17 protein-coding genes are annotated in these 18246 nt (G+C 36.2%); all 17 read right to left on the bottom strand.

The window, feature by feature from the left end; all coding sequences use genetic code 11:
• Positions 1-192 (bottom strand): NAD-dependent epimerase/dehydratase family protein (locus tag HMPREF9446_RS16065; protein ID WP_039969822.1); only part of this gene is annotated, 192 nt, incomplete at its 3' end.
• Positions 193-212: 20 nt separating this feature from the next.
• On the bottom strand, positions 213-1352 hold the full coding sequence (locus HMPREF9446_RS16060) for a glycosyltransferase family 4 protein (RefSeq protein ID WP_009126796.1): 1140 nt from the start codon (positions 1350-1352) through the stop codon (positions 213-215).
• 56 nt (positions 1353-1408) lie between these two features.
• Positions 1409-2455: a sulfotransferase gene (locus tag HMPREF9446_RS16055; protein WP_009126795.1), complete on the bottom strand. Its 1047-nt coding sequence runs from the start codon at positions 2453-2455 to the stop codon at positions 1409-1411.
• Between the two features lie 267 nt (positions 2456-2722).
• Positions 2723-3520 (bottom strand): glycosyltransferase family 2 protein, encoded by a 798-nt coding sequence (locus HMPREF9446_RS16050; protein WP_009126794.1) that lies wholly within the window; start codon positions 3518-3520, stop codon positions 2723-2725.
• Between the two features lie 4 nt (positions 3521-3524).
• The gene (locus HMPREF9446_RS16045; protein ID WP_009126793.1) at positions 3525-4595 is read right to left on the bottom strand and encodes a glycosyltransferase; all 1071 of its coding nucleotides are present in this window, start codon (positions 4593-4595) and stop codon (positions 3525-3527) included.
• 102 nt (positions 4596-4697) lie between these two features.
• On the bottom strand, positions 4698-6047 hold the full coding sequence (locus HMPREF9446_RS16040; protein WP_009126792.1) for an O-antigen polymerase: 1350 nt from the start codon (positions 6045-6047) through the stop codon (positions 4698-4700).
• Positions 6047-7000 carry a glycosyltransferase family 2 protein gene (locus tag HMPREF9446_RS16035; RefSeq protein WP_009126791.1) on the bottom strand — a complete coding sequence of 318 codons (954 nt, stop codon included), beginning with the start codon at positions 6998-7000 and terminating at the stop codon, positions 6047-6049. The genes HMPREF9446_RS16040 and HMPREF9446_RS16035 overlap by 1 nt, the downstream gene beginning before the upstream one ends.
• A 7-nt stretch (positions 7001-7007) precedes the next feature.
• Positions 7008-8015 carry a glycosyltransferase gene (locus tag HMPREF9446_RS17970; protein ID WP_009126790.1) on the bottom strand — a complete coding sequence of 336 codons (1008 nt, stop codon included), beginning with the start codon at positions 8013-8015 and terminating at the stop codon, positions 7008-7010.
• Between the two features lie 63 nt (positions 8016-8078).
• The gene (locus tag HMPREF9446_RS16025) at positions 8079-9530 is read right to left on the bottom strand and encodes an oligosaccharide flippase family protein (protein WP_039969820.1); all 1452 of its coding nucleotides are present in this window, start codon (positions 9528-9530) and stop codon (positions 8079-8081) included.
• A gap of 102 nt (positions 9531-9632) precedes the next feature.
• Complete coding sequence (locus tag HMPREF9446_RS16020) at positions 9633-10310, bottom strand: CTP--phosphocholine cytidylyltransferase (RefSeq protein ID WP_009126788.1); 678 nt, start codon at positions 10308-10310, stop codon at positions 9633-9635.
• 1 nt (position 10311) lies between these two features.
• Entirely contained in the window at positions 10312-11844 is a 1533-nt protein-coding gene (locus tag HMPREF9446_RS16015) for a BCCT family transporter (RefSeq protein WP_009126787.1), read from the bottom strand.
• An 8-nt stretch (positions 11845-11852) separates the two neighbouring features.
• On the bottom strand, positions 11853-13454 hold the full coding sequence (locus HMPREF9446_RS16010; RefSeq protein ID WP_009126786.1) for a phosphotransferase: 1602 nt from the start codon (positions 13452-13454) through the stop codon (positions 11853-11855).
• Complete coding sequence (locus tag HMPREF9446_RS16005) at positions 13451-14191, bottom strand: TorF family putative porin (protein ID WP_148345850.1); 741 nt, start codon at positions 14189-14191, stop codon at positions 13451-13453. The genes HMPREF9446_RS16010 and HMPREF9446_RS16005 overlap by 4 nt, the downstream gene beginning before the upstream one ends.
• Before the next feature lie 427 nt (positions 14192-14618).
• Complete coding sequence (locus HMPREF9446_RS16000; RefSeq protein WP_009126783.1) at positions 14619-15104, bottom strand: UpxZ family transcription anti-terminator antagonist; 486 nt, start codon at positions 15102-15104, stop codon at positions 14619-14621.
• Positions 15105-15127: 23 nt separating this feature from the next.
• Complete coding sequence (locus tag HMPREF9446_RS15995) at positions 15128-15664, bottom strand: UpxY family transcription antiterminator (RefSeq protein WP_009126782.1); 537 nt, start codon at positions 15662-15664, stop codon at positions 15128-15130.
• 1062 nt (positions 15665-16726) lie between these two features.
• A complete protein-coding gene (locus HMPREF9446_RS15990) occupies positions 16727-17785 on the bottom strand; it encodes a PspC domain-containing protein (RefSeq protein WP_009126781.1) in 1059 nt (352 codons plus the stop codon).
• Between the two features lie 64 nt (positions 17786-17849).
• Positions 17850-18176 (bottom strand): PadR family transcriptional regulator, encoded by a 327-nt coding sequence (locus tag HMPREF9446_RS15985; protein WP_009126780.1) that lies wholly within the window; start codon positions 18174-18176, stop codon positions 17850-17852.
• Positions 18177-18246 lie beyond the last annotated feature (70 nt).

Genomic DNA, 18246 nt, shown 5'->3' with positions numbered 1-18246 from the left:
AATAGCATCAAACTCCGGAAGATTTTGCATCGGAAAAGAGGAAGAATCAATATCCTTCCAAGAAAAAGTCCTTACCACCCCTTCCTTCTTAGGGGCAACAATATCCAGACCATAAAGGTTATGACGTTCCTTCAGGGCTACAACAAGATTGGAACCCACAAAGCCGTGGATTCCGGTAATTAGTATGTTCATGAAAACACTTACTATTTTTCTTAATTAGTATATAGCTTTTCTATTTCTTCCCAGATGATGGACTCCTTAAAATTATCTGCCACAAACCTTCTCCCATTACTCCCTAAAAGCCTCCGCATGTTTTCATTATTGTAAAAAAAATCAATAACAGAGGCCATTTCCCGTTCATCATGTTCCACGAACAGACCGGTCTTTCCCTCCACTATTGAATCAATGCACCCCGTTTCTCTGGTTGTAACTACCGGAAGCTCCATGGCAGAAGCTTCTAATACAGAAGTTGGAAATCCTTCACGATAGGACGGTAAAACAAATACATCCATTAGGGCATAATAATATTCTATTTCTGCATTCGGCACATACCCCGTATTAATAATCTTGGAATTATTTTTTATCATTTCTATGACGTCGGAAGGCAGCGCATCACGTTCTTCGTACATCCCAACCAACAACATTACTACATCAGAATGCTTTTCTTGAAGAATCCTAAAAGCTCTTACCAATTCGACGATTCCTTTATCCCTTACCAATCGTCCAGTAAATCCAACCACAAAGCAACCGCAAGGAATATCATATTGCTTACGCAAACTACATACTTTTTCAGCATTCAAAGTATCCTTACAAAAACGGCCAACATCAATTCCATTACAAGTCCCCTTTGACAAAACTATTTGTTTTAAAGTACTATTTAACCTATCTTCAATACTTCGTTTATATACGGATGGACTCACACATACCACTTTGGTAGCCATCCAAGCCGCCAACCGATCCATTGCAATAAGAAGTTTCCGCTTCATACCATGAGATGTCTCATAAACCAACCCATGCCTAAAATATATCCGTTTCGGAACGCGTGCTGTATAAGCGGCTAACATAGCAACCAATGCCCCTTTCGGTGTATGTCCCGTGACAATGTCAATCTGTCGAGAATTGATATATGAAAAAGTATTCTTCACCGCTTTCAAATCTTTCCAAATGGAAAATTTACGCAGTATCTCTACCGTACCATATTCAAAGTGGAACTTTTTAGCCATAACTGGCAATTCGTCTGATGATGAACAAATAATATGTTCCTTATATCCTTTGTCTGAAAAAAAAACAAGCTGTTTTCCAAGAAAATATGGAATAACAAACGGAATATTGACAACATGTAATATATTCATAACACTACGAATATTTTATTACCAAGAACTTTAAACCATGCTTTTTAGAACAAATATCAATCATACTTAAATGGATAGTAATCTAATAATTGTTTTTTTATGTATTCAATATTAGGCAACTCCTCATTATCATCTTTCCATTTTTTTATGTTCCTAATAGATAAACTCGGATTTAGTTTACTTTTCGGAGCTACATGCATGCCCGAAGATAATCCTAAAAAGGATTCAAGATTATGGCACATTTTTTCATAATCGTAAATTAAATCCTCAAATTCTATTCTCAACACTCGATTTTTATCATCCTTTTCTACCAATTTATGTTGCCTAGTTGCTTTATACCATTCAACAAACATTTTAGGTTCAGAAGGCGCAATTCCACCTTTCCAAAATTTCTTTTCATTATAGTAAACATCTCTTGGGTCACGGTCTATGCAAATGACTTTAAGATCCTTGAAATATTTTACAAAACGCATGGTGTTTGATACTGGTACCAATTGATCCACCATAAGATACTCATTATTACCCATGTTAACACTACCAAACAAATTTTCAGTGAAACGTTGGGTTGCTTCCAAAAAAACATTTATTGGATATGATATATGATAGTCAATTTTTCCTAGTTCTCGTTCATAAGGCGTCACTCCTTTTAACAACCATGCAGAATCATCATTTGTTGACTCAAATTTGTGAAAAATGTTATAGATTAATCCTCTAATTTTTAATAAAAATATAAACAAATCACTCTTCATGTAAATATCAACATGAGACCCTCCTTTATAGCTCATGGGGGCCAACTCGTTTATATAAGCAATCACGCTCTTATGGAAATTTGGGAAAATAGTTGAATAATTTTCAAATCTAATGTTTTTATTCAATCCATAAATTCCACATAAGCGTAAGAACATATTAATAGCTGTACTAGAGTTATGCCGGTGGTTATTTTCAACTAAATAATATTCAAGATCAGAGAGTCCAAACATATCATACGCTATTCTACACTCAAAATCACTATCCAATGCCTTCACTGTACTATATTCACTTAATAAATCAGTTATAGCAGAAGAACCAGAACCATAATAACTTGCAGTCGTAAAGAGTTTCATATTTTTTCTTATTATATAGGGTGTACAATTTTACGTTCCGATTTTCGATATTGATTTAACATTGTGTTAATTCGTAACATTCTGATATAAAACAAGAAATAGATAATTCTTTATCACAGATTTAACTCTTTAAAAAGGCATCGTAATATCCTTGGCCATTGAATATCATATATTGGATGATTCTCAATACTTTAGAATAATGAACATCTCTTTTTTGAGCTAAAAACTAGAACATTAAGCTGGACACCCTACTTATTATATAACGCACTAACGCTTCTTAATTTTAACATCAACTATGCGATAAATATATTTTATAGAAGAAAACGATATTGCACACAAAAATTGAAAAAAGTTGATTCTGCCTATTTTTAATAAATGATAATAATTATGCCACTCACCTTTCTCCATCTCATATAATTTTGAGGAAAGCCCACTACCACCGTAAATGGGCTTTGAATTCATTTTCGTAAGACAGGAATTAAAAAGCAAACATTTGTAACCACTAAAACATATCTCCAGCCATAGGCGATAGTCTTCTGAGTATTTTTGCAATTCATTAAATAAATATTTTTTTAGCACATTTGCCCTACCAACTGTAGCAGATGTTATAAAATAGTTCTTGAACAGAAGCCTATTAGGTGTAATGAGTTTTACAGAATTATCTAGATTATTAAAAGCGCAATCATTAGCTATCGAATACAAGGACGAGACAATACCAACCTCATTGTCAACAAAAAAAGGAACCATACTACTAAGCTTATCACTTTTCCACTCATCATCAGAATCAAGAAATGCTATCAAATCACCTTTTGAATGTAAGATCCCTTCATTTCTAGCCTTAGAAGGACCAAAATTTTGTTGATGCAACAATAATATCTGCATATCCGTATGCTGAGAAATAAAATGTTCAACTAAGTAGACTGAATTATCGGTTGACCCATCATCGACAATAATTACCTCATAATTTTTATACGTTTGCCTAAATATTGACTCTAAACAATTTTCGATATCATTTTGGGAGTTATATAATGGTACAACGATACTCACCAGCGGATTATAATTCATACAGTTATGAATTTACAAAATTTAAAAAATCATTAATCTTTTTATCCAATGAGTACTTTTGTTCAACAAGATTACGGAGCATTTTCTTCTCCAAGGGATTAGATAGTGCACTTTCCATCGCTTGAAAATATTCCATTTTATCGTCAAAAGTATTTATTATATAACCGTATTTGCCCTCCTCTAATATATCTTTAGCACCCAAAGTAGGAGTGCAAACACAAGTAACACCTAAACTCATTGCCTCAATTAAAACAGTTGGATATGCTTCTGAATAAGATGTAAGAAGCAATAATTTAGCATCATTCAAAAAAGAGTATGGGTTTTCTTGAGCGCCTATAAATAGTACATTGTTTGCACACTTTTTTCTTGAAAGATATTCCTCCAATTCATTTCGTTGATAACCTTCGCCAATCATAAGTAAGAAGTAGTCGCAATGCCTCACCCAAAAAAGCTCAAACGAATCTATTAAAAAATAAAGATTTTTCACTGGAGTCATTCTTCCTATAAATGTGACATAGTTTTCAGGAAGCTGAACATCAGATACTTTTTTAAAAGAATCCTTATCTATTTTCTGAATATCAATAGGATTATTTATCACCTTAACAAATGGTTCTCTCATATTAAAATCGTTTGCCAACATGTCAGCGATACCATTTGATACTGCTATAACCTTATTACACCTAGGGAAAAAATATTTTAAGATATATTTGGTATAAAACAATGTTTCATTATTTTTATAATAAGAATGTTGAGATGTTACTATTCTAAAATCACGCTTAAATGTCAATATTTTAGACAAATATGCAACTAAAGTAGAATCATTACCTGTTATAATAATATTTGGCTTTATCTCTAACAATAATCTCCTTAACTTAAAAACTGAATATCTTAACCTTACGTTACCTAAGTTATGAAATTGCAAATTATCTGGCAAATCAAGTCCCAATTCGCCCTTTTCCCTACAGGAGACGTAATGAACACTATGCCCTTGAGACATCAAACCAGCCGCATAAGAAAGAAAAACTCTTTCTATCCCACCTATATTAACAGAAGCAGTAAAAAACAAAAAAATCATACCCCTTTGAGAGCTTTATATATCTATTCAATATTCCATAAAACTACATCCCTATGAAGTGCCGATAGTTTTTTTTAAAATATTGACGCAAAACAAAATTAACTATTTATCTATAGCAGAAAATTTTATAGAATAGTGAGTTACAAAATAAGCAATGACTAAGCACCAAATAATAGGACGTAAACCTGTTGTCACGTATCCTCTTACAGTAAATACCGATACCGAAAACAACTCAGCATAAATTACCAACGAATAATAATTGTTATTTTTAGCTCCTTCCGTATATTTTTTTACTATTTTTCCTAATAAATACATTAGCACTATAACCCCGGTACATCCAAATGCTATATAAATATCCGCAATAATTGTCGTACCTAAACCTATTAAATCATAGTCGGGATTCATATTAAAAAAGTCGTGTGTTAGCAACTCTCCGCTTCCATTTGTCAATCCCAAAAAATTAGATAAAAATGGAATAACTGTAAATACTCCAACAAAAGAAGTCCCATACGTAAAACCATATTTAGCAACATATTCATATACTGCATAATTGTTTCTTGAAGGAACTGTTAAATCAACAAGCAACAAGATTGGATTCGAGACGGAAGCCTCTCCTCCAGAACGTACTTGACCTATAAGCCACATTATAACTACTGATAATGTAACAAAACCAAAAACTTGTTTTTTATTTAACGGCTTATATATCATACAATAAATGCCTAAGATAGGTAAAGCTATAAAAGATGCACTACTACGGCTTCCACCAGCTAACAAAATAAATAAGACTATTCCTATGGAAATAATGGAAAGTTTGTTTATTTTATAAAAAGCATGATGTTTTTTATTGTAAAACTCCGAAACAATAATGACGGTAGATACAAATGTGATTAATAGTAGAATATAAGGAATAAGAGGTGAAAAAACACCAGCACTGTCAAGATATGCAGATTGACTATAAGCCATCCCCCCCATTGCTATAAACAAAACGGTAAAACAGAGCAATAAGACCGACAATATTTTTGTATGAATCACACATGGCAACATATGAGAATTATCTATAGGCACATTTACCTTACTGCAACCTCCACAATAATAAGAAAGAATACCAATAGTAGATAACAAGTTACCTATATTCACATAATCCGTGTCAAACATATACCCCAAAAACAATGCTCGATATAAAGTCTGTTCTTTCAAGAAAAACGTGGATATGTAACATGTGAAAACATAAATTATAATGAACAACACATCAAAGTCCAAATAATTAGTTTTTCTGTTCACCTTAAAAAAGCACCATGAACCCACAACAAAACAAGCAAGACAATAAAAGAAAAAAGTCATAGATGGTTCTGAATGTAATGGATACACCATATATATCAGTACATTCATAACGGTAACACACTTTAGTATATTGCAATATTTCTTATTGCCTTTCGAAGAAATACTTTGCATTATTTCCAGCACTTATAAAGAGGATAAATCCTTAACATAACTAGCACATACATCAATTTAAATATTTTCTTAACATTACAATCAAAAATCAAGCTATAACATGACTTCATTTCAGACTTCCACAATATAAAAAAATTCTTTTCATATATGTAAGTCAGCAAAGGTATTGTTTTATTATATCTGAGAACCTTTTCTATTTTACGATAACAAATTCCTGTAAAACTATTTTTCAACAAGGGAAGCAACAGTTCTGTATTACCTTTTAGCTGCAAATATTTATTCATACATTGTTCCCGTGTTAGGGTATTCATAATGGAATTTGGATTAAAATAATAATTGTAATAAGCATTTTCCACATATGAAATTTTCTCACAGCTCAAAATTATTTGTATTGTTGTAACCATATCCTCTCCCATTGCATACAGCGGAAAAACTTTTACAGAAGAACAAAGTTCCTTTCGTATAAGCTTATTCCAAACTGCCCATGATATTTTTTGATACAACATATCCAATACGAACTCATCACAACTATCTGAGAAGCAAGCTTTCACCTTTCGTTTATAAGAAATCCCATCTGTATAATTGAAATCACAAACTACGACATCAGCTTCCTCCCGTATAGCCTTTTCGTACATTACACGATACATATCAACATCAATCCAGTCGTCTGAGTCACAATGAATCACAAAATCACCTGTAGCATTTTGTATTCCCCATTTACGAACAGCGGCTTGTCCACTGTTTGTATCCATACGATGGATTACTACCTGTTTCTTACGAAAAGGATATTCAACTAACACTTGCTTTAATATATCTATACTCTTATCAGGAGTAACATCATCAATAAACAAATATTCTATATCATCGAGGGTCTGCTCAAACAGACTTCTCGCACAACGTTCTATATATTTTTCAACTCCATAAATAGGAATTATAACTGACACCTTAGGCATACCTCTTTTATATCTTAAATATTATATTGATAAAAAACAAGACTAAATTTCTCATAAGCCTGTTAGAGTATGGCCTCAATTTACTATTACGGAAAGATTCTTGAATCACTTTATTTTTCTTCAAATACATAAAAGAATCAATGATGCGTAAAGGTCTCTTCCAATTTTTCTTTATCTCAACACTAAAAGAGCCAGTTATGTACATTACTACAGAATTATAAAAACGTATTTTGTACTGATTATACAAGCCATTTTCTATCAAACGCTGATACAAGTATAAGATATAGCCATTTACACAGTCATATTTTGAATATCCATAAGTGGCCGCTGTATTCAAGCCGTTAATAACATGCTGGTAAACTATTCTATTATATATCACAACCTTTTTTGCAACAATAAGAGTATCTATATTGAACAAATTATCTTCAAAAGTAATCTTATTATTATCAACAAATTGAATATGGTTTTCTTCCAGAAACGACCTTTTATATATTTTATCCCAAATCACCCCATGCGAAAAATAAAACTTCCATTGGGAACTATCATTATCTTCACCTATAATTAGTGACAACAATTTCAAACGAATATCACCATCTAATTCTGGATAATAATAGGCTTGATTCAGAGACGAGTCGTCATAAATATATTCTGGAACCCCTAAAACAATATCAGCATTAGTTTCATCAGCTATCTGTACCATATCGCTATACATAAATGGCTTTACAATATCGTCATGATCGCAAAAAGCAATATATTCACCTTTTGCAGCTGAAAGACCCACATTTCTACTCATGCCAATATTTAGATTCTTTTCATTCTTTACAATTTTAATCTGTTTACTATTATGAGCATAATCTTCAATTATCTTCTCACTCCCATCTGTCGGGCAATCCAAAACAAAAATAAATTCAATATTTTCAAGCACTTGAGCCAACAAAGATTTCACACAATTATGTATGCTCCAACCTGGATTATAAACAGGAATTATAACACTTATTTTAGGAATCAAATCCATACTATATTTTTTAACTCAATCAGCCAATTTTCAAATCCGAAAAACAAAGAATACGCTATGTTCTTAACAAGAACCGGATTTATGACGGCAATATAAAATTTTGTTCACAATATCTAAAACAACAATATTATGCATTATAAAGTATTCTACTAAAGCCCAATATATTATCACTACCATAGAAACTAAAATCAAAGATAGATATACATAAGCAGGCTCTATATGAGAAAAAATTGATACAAATACTATTGGTAAACATAAAAATAAACGTTTTAATAAAGCTCTCAAAGGTATCTTATAACCAATGCATTTGGATACAAAATACTGAGCTGACAAAAGGACTGATATTTCTGATACTACTAAAACCACAGAAGCCCCCAAACTATATAGTTTACTGACAAGAAAAAAGTTCAGCAATAAACCAAGGGAAGCCCCAATTGCTGAATTTACTAAAATAGCCACATCCTTTTTCAGGGGAGTTAACACTTGCAATATAATAATCTGCTCATAACCGATTATCAACATAAGAGGCATAATAATTCTCATAGGAAGAATTGCACCTTCATACCCAGTACCTGCCAATATTCCTATTATTTGAGGTGCACATAATTCGGATATAATAATTAAAGGAATAGAGAAAGCAAACAATGCATCTTTTGATTTATTAGTTAGCTCTTTAAAATCCTCCATCTGATTATTAGCAACAAGCGAACTCATTCTTGGCATCATAACACTTGTAAATGCAGTAAATACAGCCATAATGATAGAATATAATTTTGTAGCAGTTGTATAATATCCCACTTCTGTATCATTGGATACAAATCCTAAATACATTACATTAAACGTAGAATAAAGATTTGTCAAGATCAAATATATCCCTAAAATTATGTAAGGCCCTATATATTTTTTTACATCAATACTTTTTATAGAAAACGTAACATAATTTCTACTATAAGCCCAATTTAATGCTGCATTAACCACATAACTCAATACATTCAGAGAAAAATATAAGATGTAGTCATTTTCATCCTTTACTAAAAGAAAGACTAATAAAACATATAATACTCTGACAATAAGCGAACGAACTGTAACATATTTAAAATTCTCCAATCCTGTATATAACCATTCAACCAACAATGCACCTGCTATAATCCTTCCTATTCCCACATACACCAGCTGAGAATATGATTGTAATTTGGGAATATAAAAACAACAGATTATCAATACAACAATTGAAAGAAATGTAAAAACTAAATTTATAGAAACTAATGTACTAAATACCTTTGATAATCCATCCCTATTATCTTTATATTTGGCTACTTCCCTAATACCAATAGTAGTAACACCCATCATAGAAAATATGACGAAGTACTGTATAATACTATCGACAAAATTACAAATACCGATATTATTTACACCCAACACACGTGTTACATAAGGAAAAGTTAAAAAAGAGAACACATAACTTGAGCAAGTAAGGAAACTACTATATATGAAATTTTTTTTAACAGAAGCCACTAATTGTCAACAATTTTACATTACTATCTAAAACAACGTAAACAATCTATTTAAGGCATAGCCTTTAAAAAGACACTTTAGAGTATCCCAAACCGAATATCGTTAATAAAGTTCACCTTCCAACTCTCTCAACTCCTCTACCGTGTCAATTTCATAAATGCCATCAACACCATCCACTTTTATTGAATCGAGCACAGGTATTGAATCTATAACCGCATTATCCCAAAAGAGGTCTTTATAAGACTCATTCTCAATTAGCCTGTCTATTCGGTTAACTATTTTTGCGGCATTGGATTTTGTCCAATATGAAATACCGGACATGATGTAACCTTGGCCGTCGCCAATATGTACATGGTCAAGCACGCCATTTTCGTCAGTCACCAAGCCCCACTCTCTCTTGTACTCCTTTTTCCAGACGGAAAAATAGGTGGAAGAACCAACTTCTTTACGCAAACAATTTTTTTGCATATATACATCACCCTCCAGCACATAGCTGTCGCCAAAACGTTCTTTCACCACATACATCGAATAGATGTTATTGACCGTATCATATTTAGGATTCGGCACAATATCAACAGCATACTTTGCTTTCAGATAGTCAAGGCTTTCTGCTTTATATCCCGAAACAAGCGTAATATCGGTTATTCCCACTTCATGCAGGAACAGAATTTGCCGCTCCACCATCGGTATGCCACAAACTTCCACCATGCACTTGGGGCGTTCATTGGTCAATGGCCTCAATCGAGTGCCGAGACCTGCCGCTAAGATTATCGCATTCATATCAATGATTATTATCGCTATTCATATACGCTTTCGCATCCTTCATAAAACTCCAAACTATCATGACCATCACAAAACCGATGGGGAAAGCCGCCACAATACTGACTGATTGTAGATTGCTCATCGAGCTTTCGGCAAACGCAAGTGCGATGGGAAGCATGATTAGCAAAATGCACCACAACAATTGGATGGACCTATGCGGCATCTCACCATCCTTAAGGCTTCTGTAACTATAGCATGAGGCTGTGAGTGCTATTGAATCAAATGACGTGCAATAGAATGCAATCATAGTGACAAGTACAATGGCTAAAACCATTTGGGCGAAAGGCATGGTATTGATTATATTGGTTATGAGGCTGTACGCATCACCGTTAGCCGTATATTCTGCAAGGAAGTCCGCCTTGCCGGCTGTTTGCAATCCCATTGAATAGTTGCCCAATACAATGAAACTGACTATTGTTGACCCAACACCAAACACATAACCACCAAGAATGGTTTGCCGGATTGTTCTGCCTTTGGATATACCGCCTATGAAAAAGGGAGCCGCCACGCACCACACCATCCAATAAGCCCAATAGTAAATAGTCCAGTTCTGAGGAAAGGAAGCAGTACGTTGCGGGTCTGTATAGGTGGACAACTCGAAGAAGTTTTGAAGCATCCTTCCCAATGAGGACATGCCCGACTCAACAATATACTTGGTTTCGCCACAAAACAAGAATACGTAAGAAAGGAGACCGAAAAACAGAAAAATACATATCTTCGCAAGAATGCTGATTCCCTTGAACCCATGCAACAAAGAATAGGTATAGATAAAGCAAGTAATCAAAAGAATCACAATGGTGACAGCAACTCTATCAAGTCCCATGCCGAACAAGCTATCAATAATACTTGCCATCAACGGGGTCGCCACACTGAATGTCGTAGCCGTACCTGCTATGAGGGCAAATACAGCAAGCAAATCCACCAAACGTCCGGCTACTCCGTCCGTATATTTGCCAAACAACGGACGACATGCTTCTGAATATTTCTGGCGTTCGCATTTGCGGACATGAAGCATAAAGCCAAAAGAAACGGCCAGTACCAAATAAAATCCCCAAGGAATCAAGCTCCAGTGAAATATCGGATACACACCTGCCCAATCCTGCATGTTTCCCATTTCTGCGATGTGGGGGTCAACGGCATACATGAACCACTCCGAGAACGAATAGAACAATATGTCTGCCGCCAAACCGCAAGTAAACATCATGCACCCCCAATTGAAGAAAGAGTATTTAGGCTTTTCATCCTTATCGCCAAGCACTATGTTGCCATATTTTGAACAGGCGATAAATATTGAAAGCAGAAATATGCCTAGGCCAATAATCAAATAGTAGGAGCCAAGCGTGTCGCCGAAGAAAAACCTTATCTTGCTCAACACTTCATTTGAAGCAGTAGGTGCCACAAAAAAGATGCCGCACAACGCTATAACCAATGCCAATGGGATCAACGTTATTATCCAGTCTATCCTTGTGGCTTTCTTAATTTTCGAAATCATCCTGTATTCTATTTTATTGTTAAAAAAATCGACAAGTCAGCCAATTGCTTCTTTGCCCTGCTAAAACGTTCTTGCCCATAGGTACCCAAATCATCCCCCTTGGCCTCTTTTATCACCGTCCATACAGCCCATAGATAGTCAAAAAGTATCTGGTATATTATTATTTTGGTTTTTGCAGTTTCCGGCACATTGCCATCAAAATAGCCCTGAAGCACATAATCCATATTGTCTTCTGTGAATCTCGATTCAAGAAACAACGCACCCAAATCGGCCATGGGGTCATTTATACCGGAATACTCCCAATCAATAAGATACATCTTGCCATTTTCATCTTTGATAAAATTTTCGGCCACAAGGTCGTTATGGCAAGGACATAACTCCACGCCCAAGACATCGTTAAGATAACCTTCAAGCGACATCACACGTTCTCTTACATCTTCCCATCCCGCGTACATCACTCCACCCGCATCTTTCATCAGCCTCTCGTATTTCTCTATCTCATGAAAGATGTTGAACTCGTTATTAAGACGGACGTTTGAATTATGCAGGGTACGGAGGATACGGACTACATTCCTCATGTTCTCCGAGCGTTGCACAGTAGCAGAATTCAATGTTTCTGCATTTTTTATAAAAGCAGCAAGCTTTACTCCCGTTTCACTATTGAAATAGATGATTTCCGGATTCACGCCAATCTTGCACCCCAACAAGGAGTTTATTTCTTCATTTCTACGTTCCACCATGCCGTCCGCTCCAATGCCCGGCACACGCAGTACATAGTCATCGCTTCCAAGCGTTACTCGAAAATTCCTATTGCTCATCCCTCCTATCTGCATGATTTGAGCATCGGTAACGCACCTGTCCGGAAATATCTGTTGAAGATATTCCAGCAGGTTTTCCTTATCAAACGGATTCTCCTTTCTACGGAGCTGGGGAACCACGTCATTTATTAGCTTTTCATAATCAGCACGGTTGTCAACTTCGCCCCATATCAAATTTTTAAAGAATATATATGGCCTGTCAACAGATTCCGTGACATCAAACAATATATATTCATAATTCATCAACGAATTAGTAGATTGTTCCCACAGCAGCATCATCCGACACAAGGTATCTTTGCTTATCTTTAACAGTCCAAGCATCTCGCCATTGAAGCGTACAATACGATGCTTATCCTTACTGATTTTGACAACAAAACCATTTTTGGTTTCGGCAAATGCTTCATCCCCATTACCGGACTCTTCCGTTAAGACTAAACAATTATCGTATCGAGTCTGACTGAGTCGTTCAAGCACAACCCGCTCATAAAACACATCGCCCTCAATAAGCAAGAAATCCTCGTCTATACAAGTCGCAGCCAATGCCAAAGAACCCATGGATGACGTAAAGCGATAATCACGATTGACCACTATACTGACTTTATCCGATTTGAATCTGTCAAACAGTGAAGCTTTATAACCGACAACAAGAATAATCTTGTCATAGCCCAAATCTTCAAGAATGCCCAATGTCCGTTCCAGCAGACACTGCCCATCCATTATCGGCAACAAAGGATAGGGTATGGAACTATCATGCTCCTTGCGAGCTGCAAGGATGACTGCTGTTTTCATCATCTTAAATATGCGGAGAATGTAAAATAAGCTTTTTCTTTATACGGATTAAAGACAAGAGAAGCACTTATCGGCAGTTTATACTTGCCCAAGGGTATTGATGTTGTATATTTTGCCGCTACATTGCATACGCTAAAGCCCTTTTCGTAATCCGTGTAAAAGCCCCTATTTAGTTCAGCACCTACCAAGACCGTCATCACATTGTTCCCTTTGAAGTGGTGATTATAGCCTATCTCCGCATAAGAAGAAAAAGCTTGACTGCCATTAGGTTTCTTGTCCATGCCAAAGACGTAAGACGACAACGTTAAATAAACAGGGAACTTTTGAGGAGCAAGCGTTGCACTTGCCTCCACATAATGACTCGTCTCACGATTTTTGAATACAAAATAGTTGTCTTTTTCGCTTACAGCCGTGGGATAGTAATAATCATTAAATCCAATAGTCAACCACTTATGAGTATAACTTATACCAAAATCCACTTCTTGGTGGCTCCCATTAGCGGCATATCCCCCCATCGCATAAACGTTAAAACCCTTATAGCTGTATGAGAGCATGGGGAGAAAAACAGGCGACGTACCATATTCAATACCACGCCACATATACTTTGTGGTAAATTCTAACGATGCTGAGAAATTAGAAAACTTTAAAATTCGGTTGTCTTCCGACTCTGCATTAGTAACATTTTGTGCCAACGCTCCTATAGGTAGCAACAAACAAATAACTATTACCTTCAAATTCATTGTAATGGAGTAAATTATTGCAAAAGTAAGCATCCAATTCTCCCCAAACTAATCTTAAACATTTGATTTTCTGCCTATTTACTAGTTTGCGTAGAATATAATAATGCAAGATTTAACATTTCAGAACCCTATTTTTAGTGGTTTTGAACCGAATTATCCTCGCCCAAACCCAATTTCGGATCAAATTTTTCTAATTGTTCTCTAACTTCGTTCAAGCATTCCTGCAAATAGCTGCAGAAGTTTCTATAGTGACGTTCCATATAAACATCACGTATTTCTTCTCTTTTTTTCTTCCTCTGCAGCTAAGGTGTTCAATGACGATTTTATATGGATATAAACGTGACCAAATCCCCCCAACTAAAACAATGCCTTTCATAAGTCAAATAAATAAAATATCATGCAGATTGTACGAATCTACCATGATATTTTATTCTTCTACTTCCTCAAACGGATACGGATTATCCTCCACATTCTTCAATTCCTCTATAACCTCCGTTTGTTCTTTTGTCAATTTTTCCTTATTCCAGCCATCAATAATCGCATAAGCATCCTGAAGCAAAGCAGCCTCATAGACCTCTCCATAGCAATAAGCCAACAAGCGTACTTTCAATAAAGAAGCCGGAAGTTGTTCCAGAATTTCAGAGATGCGATCTAAGATAGCTTGCTTCTTTTGCCCTTTATCTCCATTATCATATATGGTGGCGTTGTAACCCATCAAAAGGGCAAGGCACAGATTTGCCTCCTCTTCAACGCCAGAACCTTTTTCAGAAAACAGAGAGTCGGATTTGACAAGTACCTCCTTATTCAGACGGCAAAAATCATCGGAATAGACAGACTCACCATTAGTATCCAAATACATAAGATCATGAGCTGTCTGTTGAAGCTCTAGAGCACGAGAAAGTAAAGAATTCATCTTTGTATTGAGTTTTTTATTTATCAGTCTTTAATTACCTTCAGATAGGATTTGGGGACTTTGATGCTTGCTACCAAAACACCTGTAATACGGATAACGACATAAGTTTTATTGGCTTCTGTGGCAATCTCACCTTCAATACCACTGAATTCCCCTTTTATAACTGTAACTTTCTTTCCAATAGTGAGAGGTTCGTTGTCGAAGCTTACACCGTCGGGATTCAAATCCATGACAAACATGAAATCCTGCATCTGCTTGTCGGGAACTACCAGCATGGAGTGCGTGGAAAGGTCTTTCATATAAAAGACTTGAACACCGTAAATATTGGGAATGTCACAAGCACACTGCTTGGTGGCATGGATAAAAATCAAACCACGGGCTACGGGGACAATACTACGCTTCCTGCGATATTTTAATTGTGTTACCACAGTACGGGTAGGAAGATAACATTCCACGTCCATTTTTTCCTCTAATTTCAGCTTCTCAATACGCTTTTGAACGGCAAACTCCTGTTTGCTTAATGTACGGGCTGCAAACCAATATTTCTGTGTTTCAGACACTTGAGGAAAATAATTAAATAATAGAAGGTTGGTTTTGGGTACGCTTCGCGGTCCGATCGAGACATTTGCTCTTTCAAAACCGCACTGACAAAAGAATGTCTATAAATCCGTGTTAACGAACGAGTTAGGAATAACATTGCGTTCAATAGACGTTCGTTTAATGGACACAAAGGTAATGGCAAGAAATGAAATTACAAAATATTCTTATGAGGAAATTTTTTTTCAACACACCGTTGTTATATGCTTAATTTATAGTTATTTAATCACATCCTTAATTTAAGATTTTAACGTGTGTTATTATAGAAATAGCACGATATACAAAAGGGTAAAAACAGGTGTCCATTAAACGAACGTTTAAAAAACACTTTCCTCCTTCCACAAGTCAAGCATTATGCTAAATAACAATACAGCTTATCATCTGATAACCAAGTATATTATTAAGAAAATGCAAGTTACAAATCCGCATTTTCCTTATTGATTTTGCATCTTTGGATGACGCCAAACTTTGTCCCACGTACCTGTGACGAACAGCCCACATGCGTGTGCCCTACGGTTTACGGCCGTGTGCCGGACGGTTTTCATGTGTGGGACGAAGTTCTGTATAAGGCTTCCGGATATTCTGCACGATTCCTTTTCACATCAGACATAAGCCCGAGCGTGAAAAAGTACCGATATCTAGGAGCCTCAATCCATATATACCAGACTAAAAACAATGAGTGTCATGGCAAAATCTTGAGATTTTTTAAAGACAAAGTGCTGAATTCCTCCATTTTCGGCGTTAATAAACGTTATTTAGACACAATCGAAGAAGGGATATGCAAATCACCATAAATAGCTGACAACAAAATAATTACATAACAGAAACAGTAAAAAGAAGCAAAAAAAACGTGTAGGCAACCGTGTTGCCAGCACACTGCCAACACGGTTGCCTACACGCGCTAACTTAATAACATTCAAATAATTATATACAAAAGTGACGGAGTGCTGGCAATAGTATTAAAAAACTCTATGTAGTACAAAGTCTTATTGCATTACTGCATATTAAATTCTTGTACCGTGTAATCAGATATGGAAGATGCCTATCTCCGGGAATGTAGCTCCTTGTACTGCGAAGCAGATGCCGAAGCAAGCCGCACTTACAATCCAAAGGATGACCAGCGTCCATTTCAGACCGGAATTCATCGGCTGCCATTTAAATACCTGGCTAAAGATAGCCCATACAAGGCTGACCAAAGGAATTCCTACCAACAAGATACCGGCTATATACATTACAATAGCGACAAGCGGTGAAGTCGGAAGCACAATGTCGGCCATGGGGAAAAATGAAAGTAACGCTGCACCACCACCGATGGCTACCGTAATTGCCACAAACAGCAGCACTACAAATGCGATTCCAAAAGCAAACAATACAGGGCTGCATATAATGGCAAATATCACCAGACAAAGCTTCAGGAACCATCCGGCTACCATAACAAAGGCATCACCCATTTTTTGCAGAAACGTACGGGGTCTGTCGGATTTCATATAATCATTTACTCCGTTGGAAACTTTCTCGAAACCGTCAGTCACGGTTTTCCCGATATTTTCTACCGTAACGGCTTCACCGCGCATGCTCAGTTTCTCCGCTGCCGTACGGGCTTCCGGAATTACCAACCAACATACAATATATACAGGTATCAAAGTTCCATAACCACAGATAAGGATAACGAACAGCAACAGGCGAAGTAAAGTTACGTCCCATCCCAAATAAACAGCCAGTCCGCTAATGACACCACCCAGCATCTTATCGTCCGGATTGCGGTAAAGGCGACGGCGCGGTGAATTACTGTCAGTAGCACCACTGTTGTCACTCTCCTCTCCCATCTCCATATCTTCGGGGTTTCCCATACGGGCAATTACCTCTTCTACGTCAGCGATAGTAATCACTTGTGAACCTGCTGAAAGTTTTTCGGCGAACAGTTCGGAGATACGGCGTTCTATATCATCTACAATCTCGTCTGCACTGGCCTCCTTACGGAAATGCATTTTAAGATTACTCAAGTAGTTATCCAAAAGGCGGTAAGCATCATCATCTATATTGAAAACTGTTCCACCCAAGTTTACAGTTAATGTCTTTTTCATTGCTATTCTATTTTTATTTACGATTCGACTATTTACGATTGAAATCACCCTTGTTTATCAGAGGTCAGCTATTGGCTATGTGGTCAACCGTCTCGTTCAGTTCTCTCCACGAAATTTCCAGTTCACCGAGAAAGACTTCTCCTTTCTCCGTCAGCCGATAGTACTTGCGGGGTGGCCCCTGGGTCGATTCAATCCATTCATAACTCAGAAGGTCGTCGTTCTTCAGACGAGTAAGCAACGGATAAAGTGTCCCTTCCACCACAATCAACCGGGCTTCTTTCAACTTTTGGATAATATCCGAAGCATAAGCCGGTTCCTTGTGAAGCAACAGCATGATGCAATACTCAAGCATGCCTTTGCGCATCTGCGACTTTACATTGTTTACATCCATAATGGTTATTTACAAATTAAAAACTATGAATTACAAATAGGCTGTGTCATGACATTCATTGTCCGGCTTC

Source organism: Bacteroides fluxus YIT 12057 (genome assembly GCF_000195635.1).
Classification (GTDB): domain Bacteria; phylum Bacteroidota; class Bacteroidia; order Bacteroidales; family Bacteroidaceae; genus Bacteroides; species Bacteroides fluxus.
The sequence above is the reverse complement of the archived record's forward strand: the minus strand, read 5'-3'. Positions and strand labels throughout refer to the sequence as shown.